14 protein-coding genes are annotated in these 14,353 nt (G+C 68.8%); 8 read left to right on the top strand and 6 right to left on the bottom strand.

The window, feature by feature from the left end:
• Nucleotides 1–65 precede the first annotated feature (65 nt).
• The gene (locus FQ137_RS00195; protein ID WP_149290607.1) at nucleotides 66–1,718 is read left to right on the top strand and encodes an AMP-binding protein; all 1,653 of its coding nucleotides are present in this window, start codon (nucleotides 66–68) and stop codon (nucleotides 1,716–1,718) included.
• A 70-nt stretch (nucleotides 1,719–1,788) separates the two neighbouring features.
• Here FQ137_RS00195 and FQ137_RS00190 read toward each other — a convergent pair whose 3' ends face one another.
• Nucleotides 1,789–3,183, bottom strand: a complete 1,395-nt coding sequence (locus tag FQ137_RS00190; RefSeq protein WP_149290606.1) for a hypothetical protein — start codon at nucleotides 3,181–3,183, stop codon at nucleotides 1,789–1,791.
• Nucleotides 3,184–4,995: a maltose alpha-D-glucosyltransferase gene (gene treS / locus FQ137_RS00185; protein WP_149290605.1), complete on the bottom strand. Its 1,812-nt coding sequence runs from the start codon at nucleotides 4,993–4,995 to the stop codon at nucleotides 3,184–3,186.
• 33 nt (nucleotides 4,996–5,028) lie between these two features.
• Here treS and FQ137_RS00180 point away from each other — a divergent pair, with 33 nt between their 5' ends.
• The 3 genes from FQ137_RS00180 to FQ137_RS00170 are packed head-to-tail and all read left to right on the top strand — an operon-like array spanning nucleotide 5,029 to nucleotide 6,765.
• On the top strand, nucleotides 5,029–5,343 hold the full coding sequence (locus tag FQ137_RS00180) for a hypothetical protein (RefSeq protein WP_149290604.1): 315 nt from the start codon (nucleotides 5,029–5,031) through the stop codon (nucleotides 5,341–5,343).
• Nucleotides 5,340–5,711, top strand: a complete 372-nt coding sequence (locus FQ137_RS00175) for a hypothetical protein (protein ID WP_149290603.1) — start codon at nucleotides 5,340–5,342, stop codon at nucleotides 5,709–5,711. Before FQ137_RS00180 ends, FQ137_RS00175 begins: the two co-directional genes overlap by 4 nt.
• A gap of 10 nt (nucleotides 5,712–5,721) precedes the next feature.
• The gene (locus tag FQ137_RS00170) at nucleotides 5,722–6,765 is read left to right on the top strand and encodes an LLM class F420-dependent oxidoreductase (protein ID WP_149290602.1); all 1,044 of its coding nucleotides are present in this window, start codon (nucleotides 5,722–5,724) and stop codon (nucleotides 6,763–6,765) included.
• Between the two features lie 78 nt (nucleotides 6,766–6,843).
• On the opposite strand, the gene FQ137_RS00165 is transcribed toward FQ137_RS00170, so the two are convergent.
• Nucleotides 6,844–7,704: a MaoC/PaaZ C-terminal domain-containing protein gene (locus FQ137_RS00165; protein WP_149290601.1), complete on the bottom strand. Its 861-nt coding sequence runs from the start codon at nucleotides 7,702–7,704 to the stop codon at nucleotides 6,844–6,846.
• Nucleotide 7,705: 1 nt separating this feature from the next.
• Nucleotides 7,706–9,412 (bottom strand): 3-oxosteroid 1-dehydrogenase, encoded by a 1,707-nt coding sequence (gene kstD, locus FQ137_RS00160; RefSeq protein WP_188064686.1) that lies wholly within the window; start codon nucleotides 9,410–9,412, stop codon nucleotides 7,706–7,708.
• 60 nt (nucleotides 9,413–9,472) lie between these two features.
• On the opposite strand from kstD, the gene FQ137_RS00155 reads away from it, so the two are divergent.
• Complete coding sequence (locus tag FQ137_RS00155) at nucleotides 9,473–10,258, top strand: 2-keto-4-pentenoate hydratase (RefSeq protein ID WP_149290599.1); 786 nt, start codon at nucleotides 9,473–9,475, stop codon at nucleotides 10,256–10,258.
• 58 nt (nucleotides 10,259–10,316) lie between these two features.
• Here the strand turns inward: FQ137_RS00155 and FQ137_RS00150 are convergent, their stop codons facing one another.
• Nucleotides 10,317–10,973, bottom strand: a complete 657-nt coding sequence (locus FQ137_RS00150; RefSeq protein ID WP_149290598.1) for a metalloregulator ArsR/SmtB family transcription factor — start codon at nucleotides 10,971–10,973, stop codon at nucleotides 10,317–10,319.
• Nucleotides 10,974–11,089: 116 nt separating this feature from the next.
• On the opposite strand from FQ137_RS00150, the gene FQ137_RS00145 reads away from it, so the two are divergent.
• Entirely contained in the window at nucleotides 11,090–11,371 is a 282-nt protein-coding gene (locus FQ137_RS00145) for a DUF2249 domain-containing protein (protein WP_149290597.1), read from the top strand.
• Nucleotides 11,372–11,383: 12 nt separating this feature from the next.
• The gene (locus tag FQ137_RS00140) at nucleotides 11,384–11,881 is read left to right on the top strand and encodes a hemerythrin domain-containing protein (RefSeq protein WP_149290596.1); all 498 of its coding nucleotides are present in this window, start codon (nucleotides 11,384–11,386) and stop codon (nucleotides 11,879–11,881) included.
• On the opposite strand, the gene FQ137_RS00135 is transcribed toward FQ137_RS00140, so the two are convergent.
• Nucleotides 11,878–12,636, bottom strand: a complete 759-nt coding sequence (locus FQ137_RS00135) for an IclR family transcriptional regulator (RefSeq protein WP_149290595.1) — start codon at nucleotides 12,634–12,636, stop codon at nucleotides 11,878–11,880. The two genes, FQ137_RS00140 and FQ137_RS00135, sit on opposite strands and share 4 nt — an antisense overlap.
• Nucleotides 12,637–12,761: 125 nt before the next feature.
• Between FQ137_RS00135 and FQ137_RS00130 the strand changes: the two genes are divergently transcribed.
• Complete coding sequence (locus FQ137_RS00130; RefSeq protein WP_255583274.1) at nucleotides 12,762–14,315, top strand: HNH endonuclease signature motif containing protein; 1,554 nt, start codon at nucleotides 12,762–12,764, stop codon at nucleotides 14,313–14,315.
• The last annotated feature ends 38 nt before the right edge of the window (nucleotides 14,316–14,353 follow it).

The raw sequence follows: 14,353 nt of genomic DNA, 5'->3' as shown, positions 1-14,353 counted from the left end.
AACAAGTTCAGGTAACAATGTGAGAGCAGACACAGTTCGCCCCCGCGTGTAAAGGAACTGCCCCGATGACCGATGCAGCAGCCGCCCAGTCCACCGATCCCCTCGCCGGGACCAATCCTGAGATGAACGAGGCCGCCGTCTTCGAGGCCGTGGCGGACAAAATCCCCGACAACCTCCTGCTCACCATGGACGGTGTCGACTACACCTACCGGCAGATGGATGAGCTCGCCAACCAGATGGGTCATCTTCTCCAGGCCCATGGGATCGAGCCGCGGAGCCATGTCGGGCTGTACATGAAGAACAGTGCCGAACACATGGCGGCGATCGTCGCAGCCATGAAGATCCGAGTGGCCGGGATCAACGTCAACTACCGCTACACGCCGGCCGAACTGGTCTACCTGTTCAACGACTCGCAGTGCGGCGCCATCCTTGTCGACGCAGAGTTCGCGGAGACCATGGCCGCCGCCGTGCCGAAGCTCGAGACCACCCGCACGGTATTCGTCGTGGGTGGGGTCCCTCAGGTGCTGGCAGACGCCTGCGCCGAGAACGGTCTCACGGTCGTGGATGTGGATGCCGAGCTGCCGAAGCAGTCCGCGGAGCGCGGCTTCGAGCCGGCCCGCGGTGACGACCACTGGATCGTCTACACCGGCGGGACCACTGGATTCCCCAAGGGCGTCCAGTGGCACATGTCGGACTACTACTACGCCTGCTTGTCCGGGGGTAACCCCTACGGCGACAAGCGGCACAGCCCGCAGGAGGTCGCCGACAACGTCTCGCCCGACGGCGGCTTCAAGATCGTCATGTCGGCCCCGCTGATGCACGGCGCCGGCCTGTTCACCCTGCTGACGTTTGTCAACCTGGGTGGCCACCTGATCATGTTCCGCGACTTCGACGCGCAGGTGATCGTGGACGCGACCGCCGACTACAAGGCCCAGCTGCTGATGTTCGTCGGCGACGGCATGGCGGTCCCGATCACCGACGCGCTCCTCGAGGCCAAGAAGACCAAGGACTTCAGCTCGCTGTTCATGGTCGCCTCCGGCGGCGGCATCTGGTCCAAGACCTCGCGGGATCGGGTGGTCGCGGAGTTCCCGAACATGATCATCCGTGACAACTTCGGTGCCTCCGAGTCCGGTAACGACGGCGAGATGAGCTTGAACGAAGAGGGCGAGATGCTCCTTCCGCCCGGCCCCCGGCTGGGACTGATCGACGAGTCGAACAAGCCGATCGCGCCCGGTTCCGACGAAATCGGCTACATCGTCCGCCGCGGCCACGTTCCGGTGGGGTACTGGAACGACCCGGAGAAGTCCGCCAAGACCTTCCCGGTCGTCGACGGACACCGCGTGTCGGTGCTCGGCGATATGGGCCGGATCCGCGAGGACGGCACCATCGTCTTCCTGGGCCGCGGCTCGGGCTGCATCAACACCGGTGGCGAGAAGGTGTTCCCGGAAGAGGTCGAGCAGGCACTCAAGGCGCACCCGGCCGTCCACGACGCGCTGGTCGCCGGCGCCCCCGACGAGCGTTACGGTCAGAAGGTCGCCGCGGTCGTGTCGTTCCGCGAGGGCATGTCGGCAGAGGAGGAGGAGCTCACGGAGTTCCTGCGCGAGTCCCTGGCGAACTACAAGGTCCCCAAGGTGATCGTTGACGTCCCCGAGATCCGCCGCTCGCCCGCGGGCAAGGCCGACTACAAGTGGGCCAAGGACCGGATCTCGAGCAACTGACCTTCCACCACGTCGCTCTGGCGTCCACCCGCCCGGCCGGGCCCGCAGCAGCGGGCCCGGCCGGGCCCGGTTAGCCGGCGGTGAGGATGCGCTCGACCGCGCCCATCGGCACCGCAACCCACCCGGGCCGGTTCCGCGTCTCGTACACCACCTCGTAGAGCGCCTTGTCGAGCGTGTACGCCCGCAGCAACGCGCCGGTGTCACGCGGGTCGTAGTCACTGACCTCGGCGTACCCCCGGCAGAAGGCGTCGACGTTGCGATCGCGCCACTCGCGGGCCCGGAACCGCAGTTGCCGGTCCTCGACCCCGACCAGGGTGTGCTGCGCCGCATAGTCGAGGCTGCGCAGGATTCCGGCTACGTCACGGGCAGGGGAGTCCGGCACCCGCCGCTCGGCAAGCGGCGCGGCCGGCTCACCCTCGAAGTCGATGACGATCCACCGGTCCGGCACCCGCAGTGTCTGCCCGAGGTGGAGGTCACCGTGGACGCGATGCACCCGCACCGCGCCCGACCCGGCGACCTCGTCGAACACCGCGCGGGCCGCGTCGACGTACCCCGCCAGCTCCGGCACCTCCGCCACCGCCGAGTCCAGGCGCGCCCGCATCGACGCCACCAGGTCGGTGCCGTCGCGAGTGCTCACCCCGGTCGCCGCGGCCAAGTCCTCGTGCACCTGCGCCACGGCCGCTCCGAGCCGGAACGACTCGTCGGCGAAGTCCGTGCCGACCTCCTCTGCCAGCAGGTCGGCCTCGGCGAACAGGTCGCGGACGCTCGCCGTGGCCATCGCCCACCCGTCAGCCGCGCCCGCCATGAACTCCTGGGCCATGGCGAGTGTGGTGGGCCCGGTTCCGGTGTCGACGCCCTCGTCGTCGTCCAACTCCACCCAGCCCCGCAGCGGCGCCACCGACGGGCACTCCCGGTCGGCCAGCGCGGCGTGGAGTTCCACGTCCGGGTTCACGCCCGGCTGGATCAGCCGGAACACCTTGACCATGAGGTCGTCGCCGAACACCAGCGACGAGTTGGACTGCTCGCCCTCCAGCAGGCGCCCCCACGTCGGTTCGGGAAGCGTGGCGCCGGCGACCAACCGGAACCTCAGCCCGCCCACCTCGTGTTGACCGCCCAGGTGGCGGAGCAGGGACTCGGTGCCGCGGGGATCGCGCAGCCCGTCGTAGACCACCGGCGACGCGCCCTCCGGGGTCAGCGGGAACGCGCGCCGGTCACCAGGCAGTTCAAGCGCGGTCGCGATCGGCACCTGGTACCGCTGGGGCCGCCCGTCCACCTCAAGATCCACCAGCAGATGCTCGACCAGCACCTCCGGCTCGTCCAGGAACACCACTCTCCGGGCGATCCGCACGCCGGTGAGTTCGAGACCCTTTCCGGCGAACCACCGCTGTTCGGGGAGCCACTCGGCGAGTAGCCGAGTCAGGATCTCGTCGTCGACCGCGCGGATCGACGTGTCGGGTCCGGTCATCTAGGGTCCCTCCTCCGGGCTGCGCAACTCGAGCCAGTAGAAGCCGTACCCGGGCAGGGTGAGCTGGTACGGGTCGGCATCGATCTCGGGGAACGGCACCCCGCCGGTGAGTTCGACGGGTTGGCGGCCGGCGTACTCCGCCAGATCCAGGCGGACCGCCTGCGGGAACCGTGACAGGTTGTTGACGCACAGGATCACGTCGGTGCCGGGCCCGCCGGAGTCGAGCGTGCGCAGGTAGGACAGGATCGACGGGTTGGATCCGCCCAAGTCGGTGAACTCGCCCAGCCCGAATGCGGGCTGGCTCTTGCGGACGTGGATCATGCGCCGCGTCCAGTGCAGCAGGCTGGCAGTGGAGTTGAGCTGCGCCTCCACGTTGACGCCCTGGTAGCCGTACAGCGGGTCCATGATCACCGGCAGGTAGAGCCTGCCCGGGTCGCAGCGGGAGAACCCGGCGTTGCGGTCGGGGCTCCACTGCATCGGCGTACGGACGGCGTCGCGGTCGCCGAGCCAGATGTTGTCTCCCATGCCGATCTCGTCGCCGTAGTACAGCATCGGCGATCCGGGCAAGCTCAGCAGCAGCGCGGTGAACAGTTCGAGTTGGTTGGTGTCGCCGTCGAGCAGCGGGGCCAGCCGCCGGCGGATACCGATGTTGGCCTTCATCCGCGGGTCTTTGGCGTACTCGGCATACATGTAGTCGCGTTCCTCGTCGGTCACCATCTCGAGCGTCAGCTCGTCGTGGTTGCGCAGGAAGATCGCCCACTGCGCCGAGGACGGGATGTCGGGGGTCTGGGCCAGGATCTCGGTGACGGGGAACCGGGACTGTCGCCGCACCGCCATGAAGATCCGCGGCATCAGCGGGAAGTGGAACGCCATGTGGCACTCGTCGCCCACCTCGGGCTCGCCGAAGTAGTCCACCACGTCCTCCGGCCACTGGTTGGCCTCGGCCAGCAGCACGCGCCCGGGGAACTCCTCTTCGACCACGGACCGGCACTTGCGGAGGAATTCGTGCGTCTCGGGCAGGTTCTCGCCGTTGGTTCCGTCGCGCTCGAACAGGTACGGCACGGCGTCCAGGCGGAACCCGTCGATGCCGAGGTCCAACCAGAACCGCAGGACGTCGATCATCGCCTCCTGAACCTCGGGATTGTCGTAGTTGAGGTCGGGCTGGTGGGAGAAGAAGCGGTGCCAGTAGAACTGTCCACGCACCGGGTCGTAGGTCCAGTTGGACGACTCGGTGTCGACGAAGATGATTCGGGCCTCCGGGTACCGCGTGTCGTCGTCCGACCACACGTAGTAGTCGCCGTACGGCCCCGTCGGGTCGGAGCGGGACTCGGTGAACCACGCGTGGGTGTCGGAGGTGTGGTTCATGACCAGGTCGGTGATGACGCGGATCCCGCGACTGTGGGCCTGTTCGAGGAGTTCGACGAAGTCCTCGACGGTGCCGAACTCCGGTAGCACCGTGCGGAAGTCGCGGATGTCGTAACCGCCGTCGCGCAGTGGGGAGTCATAGAACGGCGGCAGCCACAGGCAATCGACGCCCAGCCACTCCAGGTAGTCGAGCTTCTCGATGAGCCCACGTAGGTCGCCGGTGCCGTTGCCATCCGAGTCGTAGAAGGCGCGCACCAGGACTTCGTAGAACACTGCGGACTTGTACCAGTCCCGGTCGATCTCGAGCTCGGTCGCGTGACGGTAGTCGTCGGCGCTGGGCTCGACGACGTGCCCGTCCTCCGTGAGCTCCGGGTCGGCTGCTCGTGGGTCGGCTGGGAGTGAGTCACGAGAGTGTGAATCGGACTGAAGACTCGGCTTCGGTGCCATGGGGCGAGCCTACGGCCCAGTACGATTCGCTGCATGCGGATAAAGGACCCGAGGTTGCGGATCCGCGGCCTGGTGCGGTCGTATCGGGACCGGCACGGCCGGCGCGCCCGTGCCCTGGCGGTCAGGCTCGACGGCGACGACGACGAGGTGGTCGTGCGCCCCTGGGAGCTACGGCTTCCCCGGTCAGTCGTCTATGCGGCGGCCCGGTCCAGGGGCCTGGAACCCGTGGGGGGTACGCGGGCACTCGTGCAGCGGGGCCCGTGGCTCGAACCGATGCGTTTCACGCGTACGTCCGCCCCCACATCCCGCCGCGTGGCGGGTCGTTCCATCCCGGCGCAGGACCGATGAGCCTCGGCTGGGTGCTCACGATGGTGGCGCTGCTCCCGCTCGCCGCGTGGGGGATCGCGGTCGCCGTGGTGGCGGTGCGCCGGTGGCTGCGTCGCCGGGGGGACGAACGGACGCGACGGCTGCGGCTGGCACGGATGCTGGGGGCCGCCGACCTCGTCGTCGTCCCCACCGCCGACGTCGACCTGCCCGAAACCGCCGTCTTGGAGGTGGCCTCCGACGCGGGCATGCGCCTACTCGGCTACGAGCGCACCGACACGCCCCTGCGTCGCCGCGTCGGCGTGTTCGTGCGGGTGGGCGGAGAGGTCGACATGGTGATCAGAGGGGACGGCGGTCAGGCCCGCGAGAGAGACGCCACGACCCCCCGGTAGCGTTGTGTACATGCGCATTGGAATGGCTCTCAACTACAGCGGCGGGTTCGCCGAGACGGCCGCGGAGGCCGCCGACCTCGAGCGGGCGGGACTCGACATCGCGTTCGTCCCCGAGGCCTACTCCTTCGACGCGGTGAGTCAGCTCGGTTACCTCGCCGCCAAGACGTCCACGATGGAGCTGGCGTCGGGGATCCTGCAGATCTACACGCGCACGCCCACGCTCACCGCGATGACCGCGGCGGGCTTGGACTTCGTCTCCGACGGTCGCTTCACCCTCGGCCTGGGCGCCTCCGGACCACAGGTCGTGGAGGGCTTCCACGGCGTGAAGTATGACGCCCCGCTGGCCCGCACCCGCGAGATCATCGAGATCTGCCGCAAGGTGTGGCGCCGCGAGAAGCTTGTCCACAACGGGGCGAAGTACCAGATCCCCCTGCCTGCGGATCAGGGCACGGGACTCGGCAAGCCGCTCAAGCTCATCAACCACCCGGTGCGCGAGAACATCCCGATCATCCTCGCCGCCCTGGGCCCGAAGAACGTTCAGCTGGCCGCCGAGATCGCGGACGGCTGGCAGCCGATTTTCTTCCACCCGGAGAAGGCGCACGTGGCCTGGGGCGACGCGCTGGCGAAGGGCCGCGCCAAGCGCGATCCCGCGCTGGGGGATCTCGAGGTCTACGCCGGCCCGCCGCTGGCGATCGTGAAGGAAGACGAGGTCCCGGGTTACCTGGATCTCGTGCGGCCGCACTTGGCCCTTTACATCGGTGGCATGGGCGCGCGGGGGAAGAACTTCTACAACGAACTCGCGTGCCGCTACGGCTACGAGGCAGACGCCGCCCGTATCCAGGACCTGTATCTGGACGGCAAGAAGGATGAGGCGGCCGCTGCCGTGCCTGACGAGCTCGTCCGGTCGGTCTCGCTCATCGGCCCCGCGGGGTACGTCGCCGAGCGTGTCGAGGCATTCCGCGAGGCCGGCGCCACGACGCTGACCGTCGTCCCCATGGCTCTCGACGCGCCCGGTCGACTCCGGCTGGTGGAGCAGTTCCGCGAGCTCTGCTGATCGGCCTTCGGGCCGCAGATACGAGAACACCCCGCGGTGGCGACCGCGGGGTGTTCGTTGACCGTCGATCAGCGCCGGTCAGGCGAGGTCGACCACCACGTTCTTGAGCACGGGGGCGTCGTCGCGCTCCACGACGGTCGCCGCCACGAGCAGTCGCGAGCCCTCTTCCCACACGCGGATGCGCATGGTCTCACCGGGGAAGAAGATGCCGCCGAAGGTCACGCCGTAGCCGCCGACCCGCGCGACGTCGCCGCCGAGCACCTCGTCCACGACCGCGCGCAGGACCAGGCCGTACGAGCACAGGCCGTGGAGGATCGGGCGAGGGAACCCGGCCGCCTCGGCGAACGCGGGGTCGGAGTGCAGCGGGTTGCGGTCACCGCAGAGGCGGTAGAACAGGGCCTGCTGGGGGAGCGTGGCCACCTCGAGGGTGTGGTCGGCCTCGCGCTCGGGGTACTCGACCTTCTCGGAGGTTCCGCGCTCGCCGCCGAACCCGCCCTCGCCACGGGCGAAGATGCCCGAGCGGGAGGTCCACAGCTTCTCGCCGTCGGCGGAGACCGTCTCGGATTCCTGGATGATGACTGCGGCGGAGCCCTTGTCCTGGATCTCGGCGATCTTCGTGGTGGTCACGGCGGTGCCCGCGGCCGGGATCGGCCGGTGAAGCGTGACGGACTGGCTGCCGTGGACGACCTTGGCCAGGTCGATCTCCACGCCCGGGAAGGACACCCGGGGGGCCTCGGTGATGTTCATCGTGGCCGCGACGGTGGCGAACGACGGCAGGACCTTGGGATCCGTGTCGTGAACGTACTCCAGACCGGTGGTGTCCATCGGATCGGAGGCCGCACCCACCGACAGCGCGTACAGCGCCACGTCCGAAGCGGTCCAGGAGAACTCCTGCGAGGGCAGTTCCGCCCCGAGGGCGGTGTCGAGGTCGATCGGCACGTCAGACTCCCGTCTTCTTGGCAGTGGGGGCGGAGGCGAGCATGTTCTCCACGGCGAGGTAGCCGAAGACCATCGCGGGGCCGATCGTCGCGCCCGGGCCTGCGTAGGTGTGGCCCATGACCGGCGACGAGGCGTTACCAGCGGCGTAGAGGCCCTCGATGACGGAGCCGTTTTCGCGCAGGACGCGGCCGTGGACGTCGGTGTCCGCGCCGCCCTTGGTGCCGAGGTCACCGGGCACCATCTTGGCGGCGTAGAACGGCGCCTTGCGCACCGGACCGAGGCTCGGGTTGGGCTTGTTGGTCGGGTCGCCGTAGTAGTGGTCGTAGCCCGACTTTCCGCGTTCGAAGTCCTCGTCGACGCCATTGGTGGCGAAGCGGTTGAACTTCTCGGTGGTCCGCTCCAGCGCCTCGGCCGGAACGCCGATGAGGGTCGCGAGCTCGGCGAGGGTGTCCGCCTTGTGGAAGTTCTCGGTCGCGAGCCACTTCTTGGGGAGCGGCTGCTTGGCCTGGAGGCCAGCGAAGAGGTACCGGTTCTTGTATTCCTGGTCAAAGATGATCCAGGCGGGGACGTTCTCGCCCGGACCGTCACCCTGTCCGTACTCGCCGCCGTACATCTTGTGGCCGGCCTCGACGTAAGGCAGCGACTCGTTCATGAACCGCTCGCCGCGGGCGTTGACCATGAACGAGCAGGGCAGCGAACGCTCGGCGAGGGCGAACCAGGGTCCGCGCGGAAGCAGGAGCGTCGGGCCCCACCAGGAGTCCTCCATGAAGGACAGCGACGCGCCGGTCTTCTCCATGTACTCGATGCCCTCGCCGGTGTTGGCCTTGGCTCCGACGGTCCACGAGGTGGGGATGGGCTGGCGCTGGTACTTGTCGCGCATCTCCTGGTTGTGCTCGAATCCGCCGGACCCGATCACCACACCGTGACGGGCGCGGAGGGTCACCTCTTCGCCGTTGCGGGTGACGGTGATGCCCACGACCCGTTCCTGATCGCCCGAGCCCTCGGTCACCAGTCCGGTCATTGGCGTCTCCAGCCACACCGGCACACCGGCGTCGAGGAGGCCCTTCCGCATCGCCGCGATGAGTGCACGACCCATCCCGACCAGCTGGGCTCCGCGAGCCTTACCCGCGAACATGCGGGCGGTCACACGAATCGAGCGACGAATGCCCTTGGTGTGGGGACGCTGCAGGAGGTTGAGCCAGCGGAAGTCAGACTGCTTGATGACCATGTTGACCGGCGCCTTGGCGTAAGGCGGCTCGAGCTTGTCTGCCTCGGAGCCGAGCTGCCGGAGGTCAAACGGCTTGGGCTCGACGGAGCGGCCGCCCAGGCGTCCACCCGGGGCTTCGGGGTAGTAGTCGGCATAGTCCTTGACCCACTCCAGGCGCAGGGGCGAGTTGTTCAGGACGAAGTCGAGCACCTCCGGCCCGCGGTCGATGTAGGCGTCGATCCTCTCGGGCGACACGACGTCGCCGATGATCGAGCGGAGGTAGGTCCGGGCCGCCTCCGGGGTGTCCAGAACGCCGTCGCGCTGGAGTACGGAGTTGTTGGGGATCCACACGCCTCCGCCGGAGCGGGCGGTGGAGCCACCGTAGTGCGGAGCCTTCTCTACGAGGACCACGCTGAGGCCCTTCTTTGCTGCCGCGAGGGCGGCCGTCATGCCTGCTGCGCCGCTGCCGACGACGACGACGTCGAATTCCTGGTCTGCCATGTAGAACACGTTATAGAACTGAACGTCGTCGCGCCAGACGGCCCAGGTAGCATCCCCGTCATGCTCAACGAGGAGACCCGCGCCACTCTTGCCCAGCGACTCTGGGACGCCGAGACCAACGTCTCGCCGATCGCGCCGCTGACTGACGATCACCCGGACCTGACCCCGGACGACGCCTTCGAGATCCAGCTGGTGAACATCCGGCGCAAGCTCGACGCCGGCGCGGTGGTGACTGGCCACAAGGTAGGGCTGGCGTCCAAGGCAATGCAGGAGATGATGGGTGTCGACGAGCCCGACTACGGGCATCTGCTCGACACCATGGAGTACCCGGAGGGTACCGCGATCGAGGCGGCCCGCTTCTGCTTCCCGCGCGTGGAGGTCGAGGTGGGCTTCATCCTGGGCGCAGACATCCCGCCGGAGGGTTGTTCCCAGGAGGAGGCGGCCGCGGCGATCGAGTGGGTCGTCCCGTCGATCGAGTTGATCGACTCCCGTATCCGGGACTGGAAGATCACGCTGGCCGACACGATTGCGGACAATGCCTCGTCGTGTGGGTACGTGGTCGGCGAGGGCCGCGTGCGGCTGGCCGACATCGACGTCGCCGCCATCGACGCGACTCTGTTCAAGAACGGTGAGTTCCTCGCGTCCGGGCGATCCGACGCCGTGCTCGGCAACCCGCTCAACTCGGTGGGGTGGCTCGCGTCGACTGTCGCCAAGTTCGGTGTCCGGCTGCGCAAGGGTGACGTGATCCTCCCGGGTACCGCGATTCGCGCCATGGACGCCACACCGGGCGACAGCTTCCGTGCCGAGTTCGCGGGCCTCGGCGACGTCACCATGGACTTCCGCTAGCCGGGGCGCTCAGCCACCGGGCGCTCAGCCACCGGGCGCTCAGCCACCGGGCACATTGTCACCGTGCGCGAATGCGGACGGTGCACGCGTGCGGCGAGGTGAACGGGTGCAGGTCAACGGTCGCCTCGCCGCCGTCCACCAGGCCATCGAGCATTCCGCCGTGGATCGCGCAGACCAGGCCGTCGTCTGGGTCGACCAGCTCCAGGAAGGGGCAGTTGCGCAACTCCACGTCGTCGCCGCGAGGGTCGGTAGTGGGCTCGAACCCCAACTCGTCGAGGACGGTCACGACCCGTTCGCGCGCCTTGGGCACCGACCGGCCGGCGTCGTCGCTGGCGCCAGCCGCGAGCCTGCGCCCCCATGCGTGCCCCACGCGTCGGACCTCGGTGGTCAGTCCGCCCTCGGTTGCGTGAAGCTCAGAGAGCAGCAGCGAGGCCAGTAGCCGGTAATCGCGTCGTCCGGTCCACGCGCCGCGCGGGCTCGTGCTGTAGGTGGTTTGGGGCCGCCCGCGCCCGGTGCCGGGGCGGCTGGCCTGTGTGATCAGGCCGGCGTCCCGGAGCACCGCGGCATGCAGCCGTACCGAGTTGTGGTGCAGGTCGAGCTGGCGGGCGATCTCGTCGACCGTCGGGGGAGTCGCGGCCCTGCGGATGGCCGCGAGAACCTTGTCCCGGGTGTCCGCTGATTCCCGCGCATTCGTCGACTCGGCATCGCTCGACATCGCCACCTCCGGCTCGGTTGTGGTGACGTCGCGTTGTCCGTGGCAGTGGCGACGCCCTGATTGATGACAAGCCTATTGTGATCTAATGGATTCCATCATCGTCGAAGGGGTCCGACATGCACGAACTGTCTGTCACGGATGTCACCGAGGGGTCCGGCCGCGAGACGCGTACTGAGTTCCCGGAGCTCGACGCCCGCGCCATCCCCCATGCGATTCGCCACGGCGCCGTGATCGGCGCGTTCGGCCAGGTCCGTTTGGGTGCCGCGATGGTCCTGGTCGCCCCGCACAATCCCGTGCCCCTGCTCGCGCAGCTCGCCGAGATCGAGGGCGACGCGCTGGAGGTCAGCTACCTTCAACAGGGGCCGGATGTGTGGCGGCTCCTGCTGACGCGGAAGTAGCGGACCGCGGTCATGACAGACACCTCCGGCGTCACCGTCGGGCAGCTGCTGGAGCGAGACCACCGCCGCATTGACGAGGGTTTCGAACGGTTTTCCGGATCGCTGGCCGGCCCTACGGCCGACCTGGCCGCGTTCGAGGACGCGGCGCGCGCACTGCGCCACCACATCTATGTCGAAGAGGTCTATCACTTCCCCGTGGTCAGGGCGTCTGGCCTCATGGCTCCGGTCCTCGTGATGCTCCGGGAGCACGGCGAGATCTGGGATCTGCTCGACGCGATCACCGAGGCGCTCGACCGTGACGACGTCGCCACCGCGAGCAGTCATTGGCCGCGTTTGGCGAACGTGCTGGAACAGCACAACGCGAAAGAGGAGCGGATCGTCTACCCGGCCGGTGACCAGCAGCTCCCGACCCAGATCGCCAGCACGATCACCGCTGCCCTCGCGACAAGGGAGACACCGTCGGGCTGGACGTGCGAGATGGCGGGACGACGGGCGCCGGGCGACTCCTAGCGGTCCTCGGCCAACGCGCGGCCGGCGGCGACCGCGACGCGGGTGACCAGCGGCTCCAACCGGGCAAGGGCGTTGGAGTCCCCGGCGCTTGCGGACAGCGCCGCGACCGCTCTGCTCCCGCCTGTGCCGTCCTCGTCGTCGAACACGGGCGCCGCAACGCAGTACAGCCCGGGCGTCAGCTCGGCGCGGTCCACCGCCCGCCGCCTGCGTCGGATCTCCGCCAGTTCCACCGCCAGCGCGTCAGCGGAGGTCAGGGTGGTATCGGTCCACGCCACCATCGGGCCCAGCGCGACCCGTTCGGCCGCGTCCTCGTCAAATGCCAGCATCGCCTTTCCCACCCCGGTGCAGTACGCGGGCAGCCCGCCCCCGATGCGAGACGGCGACGGGATCGGCCGCGGCCCGTGCAGCTTGTTGAGGTAGATGACCTCATCACGGTGCAGCGTGGCCAGGTGCACGGTCGCGCGGGTGGCCTCAAAAAGATGCGCGAGAAAAGGCGTGAGTACTCTCCGGATCCGCTCGTACGCGGGCGACGCGGGAATCGGATCCAACTCATGCACCAGCGGCCCCAGTCGATAGCGCTGCCCGATCCGAGTCACCGCCCCGTTTCGCTCGAGGGCGGCGAGAAGTCGGAGCGTTGTGGACTTGGCCAGGCCTGTCTCGCGTGCGAGCTCGCTCAGCGTCAGTCCGTTGCCCGCGGCCGTGGCGCGCAGGATGTCGAAGGCCCGGTCGACGGGGGACGGGCGTGGCGAGGTCATGGGGTCGAGTCTAGCGCGCGGGCTGGCCTCCGAGGCGCGCTTTGATCGAACACTTGTGCGATGTTCGGACCTTCGGTAGACTAGAACAGGAATTCGATAGAACCAGGCGTGAGGGGGTGAGGTCGGTGGGTGCGACGACGACGTCGGCCATCCTTGGGGCGCTGCGCGCGGTGGAGGAGCCGTTGGAGTCGTTGGACGCCGCGGCGTTGAGTGAGGTAGCGCGGTCGGTCACGGTGGCGCAGAATCTCGCGGCGGCGACCCGGCTGCGGGCGGCGTTTCTGCTGGTGGAGAGTTTCCGTCGTCTGGACCGTGCCGCGCACGGTGAAGACGGCGCCGGTGATTGTCGTCCTGCCTATTCCCGTCTCGATCCGGCCGATCGGGCTCGGGATCATTTGGCGGCGGCGATGTCGTTGACCGGGTGGCACGCTGCGCGCCTGGTGCGCGCCGGGGTGCAGATCCATTGCCGGTTGCCTCGTCTGCGCAACGCCGTCGAGCGGGGCTTGCTGCCCGAGCAGTTGGCCATCGACGCGGCCTGCCGGCTGGCCGGAGTGCCCGCCCCGATCGTCGGAGCAGTGGAATCCGACGTCGTCGGCGCCCTGACCCGCGCCCTGGATGGCGGGCACCGGCCCAGTCGGACCGCCCTGGACACCGCGGTCGACGCCGCCAGGGAGCGCCACGACCCCCGGGTGGCAGAGGATGCCGTGCACGATGCCGTCGAGCAGCGCACCGTCCGGTTTCGCCCCGCCCGCGACGGCATGACCAGCATGTGGGCCTCGCTACCGTCGGGTGATGCGGAGAAATTGCGCCGCCGTATCGATGCCGCGGCCCGGGCCGCCTGCGAGGCCGGCCATCCCCGCACCCGTGACCAATTGCGCGCCGACGCCCTGTGTGCCCTCGGGGACCCGGCCACCACTGACATCGGCGACGCCCTGCACGATCCGGAAGACCCCACCAATGCCGCCGGCACCACCCACCCCGCCACCGACAGCGCTGGTGCCGGGGGCGGGGGCGGGCGGCCGCGGTTGGGCGCCTCGTGGGGCACCGAGCAGCCGATCCGAATCTCGATCGTCACCAGCGTCGCCCAGGGCCTGCCCAACCGCGTGCAGTTCGTCACCGGCGCCTACTCCAGCTTCGACTGGCTATGCGAGGAACTCCTCTCCGGAGGCGACGCCACAGTGCGGTTCGAACTGCTCGACCCCCAGCCCGGGGTGCTGGACGCCCCGGACGCGGCCCTGAAGTACCACATCGCCCCGGCGCTGGCCGAACGGATCCGGCTACGCGACGGCACCTGCCGTCACCCGGGTTGCACCGTCGATGCCTATGACTGCGACATCGATCACGTCATCGCCTTCGATCACCACCGCCCCGAGCTGGGCGGGCCCACCGCCGAATGGAACCTGGTGTGCCTGTGCCGCACGCACCACCGCGAGAAAACCTTCGGCCACTGCGCCTACCGACCCGGCCCGCTGGGCGAGTTGACCATCATCACCGAAACCGGCCACGAACACCGCACCACGCCCCACGGACCCCTCGCCCAGGCCCGCGACCAGATCCTCGACCACCAATGGCAACAACACCTCGACCGACTACTCACCGACGACGGCCACCTCACCAACCCACCCGGCACCGACCGCCACAGCCGCCCACCGCGAGGCGATGCGCCACACACCGCGTGGTGACGCTGCGTCCACACGGAGGGCTCGGGATGTGCCGTTCA

It is taken from the genome of Dietzia sp. ANT_WB102, assembly GCF_008369165.1.
GTDB lineage: Bacteria > Actinomycetota > Actinomycetes > Mycobacteriales > Mycobacteriaceae > Dietzia.
This window is presented reverse-complemented; position numbering and strand designations above follow the sequence as displayed.

Excerpts from the sequence above, each read along its gene's own strand:
- FQ137_RS00195 (WP_149290607.1), top strand. The coding sequence starts at position 66 with ATGACCGATGCAGCAGCCGCCCAGTCCACCGATCCCCTCGCCGGGACC.
- FQ137_RS00190 (WP_149290606.1), bottom strand. The coding sequence starts at position 3,183 with ATGACCGGACCCGACACGTCGATCCGCGCGGTCGACGACGAGATCCTG.
- treS (WP_149290605.1), bottom strand. The coding sequence starts at position 4,995 with ATGGCACCGAAGCCGAGTCTTCAGTCCGATTCACACTCTCGTGACTCA.
- FQ137_RS00180 (WP_149290604.1), top strand. The coding sequence starts at position 5,029 with ATGCGGATAAAGGACCCGAGGTTGCGGATCCGCGGCCTGGTGCGGTCG.
- FQ137_RS00175 (WP_149290603.1), top strand. The coding sequence starts at position 5,340 with ATGAGCCTCGGCTGGGTGCTCACGATGGTGGCGCTGCTCCCGCTCGCC.
- FQ137_RS00170 (WP_149290602.1), top strand. The coding sequence starts at position 5,722 with ATGCGCATTGGAATGGCTCTCAACTACAGCGGCGGGTTCGCCGAGACG.
- kstD (WP_188064686.1), bottom strand. The coding sequence starts at position 9,412 with ATGGCAGACCAGGAATTCGACGTCGTCGTCGTCGGCAGCGGCGCAGCA.
- FQ137_RS00155 (WP_149290599.1), top strand. The coding sequence starts at position 9,473 with ATGCTCAACGAGGAGACCCGCGCCACTCTTGCCCAGCGACTCTGGGAC.
- FQ137_RS00150 (WP_149290598.1), bottom strand. The coding sequence starts at position 10,973 with ATGTCGAGCGATGCCGAGTCGACGAATGCGCGGGAATCAGCGGACACC.
- FQ137_RS00145 (WP_149290597.1), top strand. The coding sequence starts at position 11,090 with ATGCACGAACTGTCTGTCACGGATGTCACCGAGGGGTCCGGCCGCGAG.
- FQ137_RS00140 (WP_149290596.1), top strand. The coding sequence starts at position 11,384 with ATGACAGACACCTCCGGCGTCACCGTCGGGCAGCTGCTGGAGCGAGAC.
- FQ137_RS00135 (WP_149290595.1), bottom strand. The coding sequence starts at position 12,636 with ATGACCTCGCCACGCCCGTCCCCCGTCGACCGGGCCTTCGACATCCTG.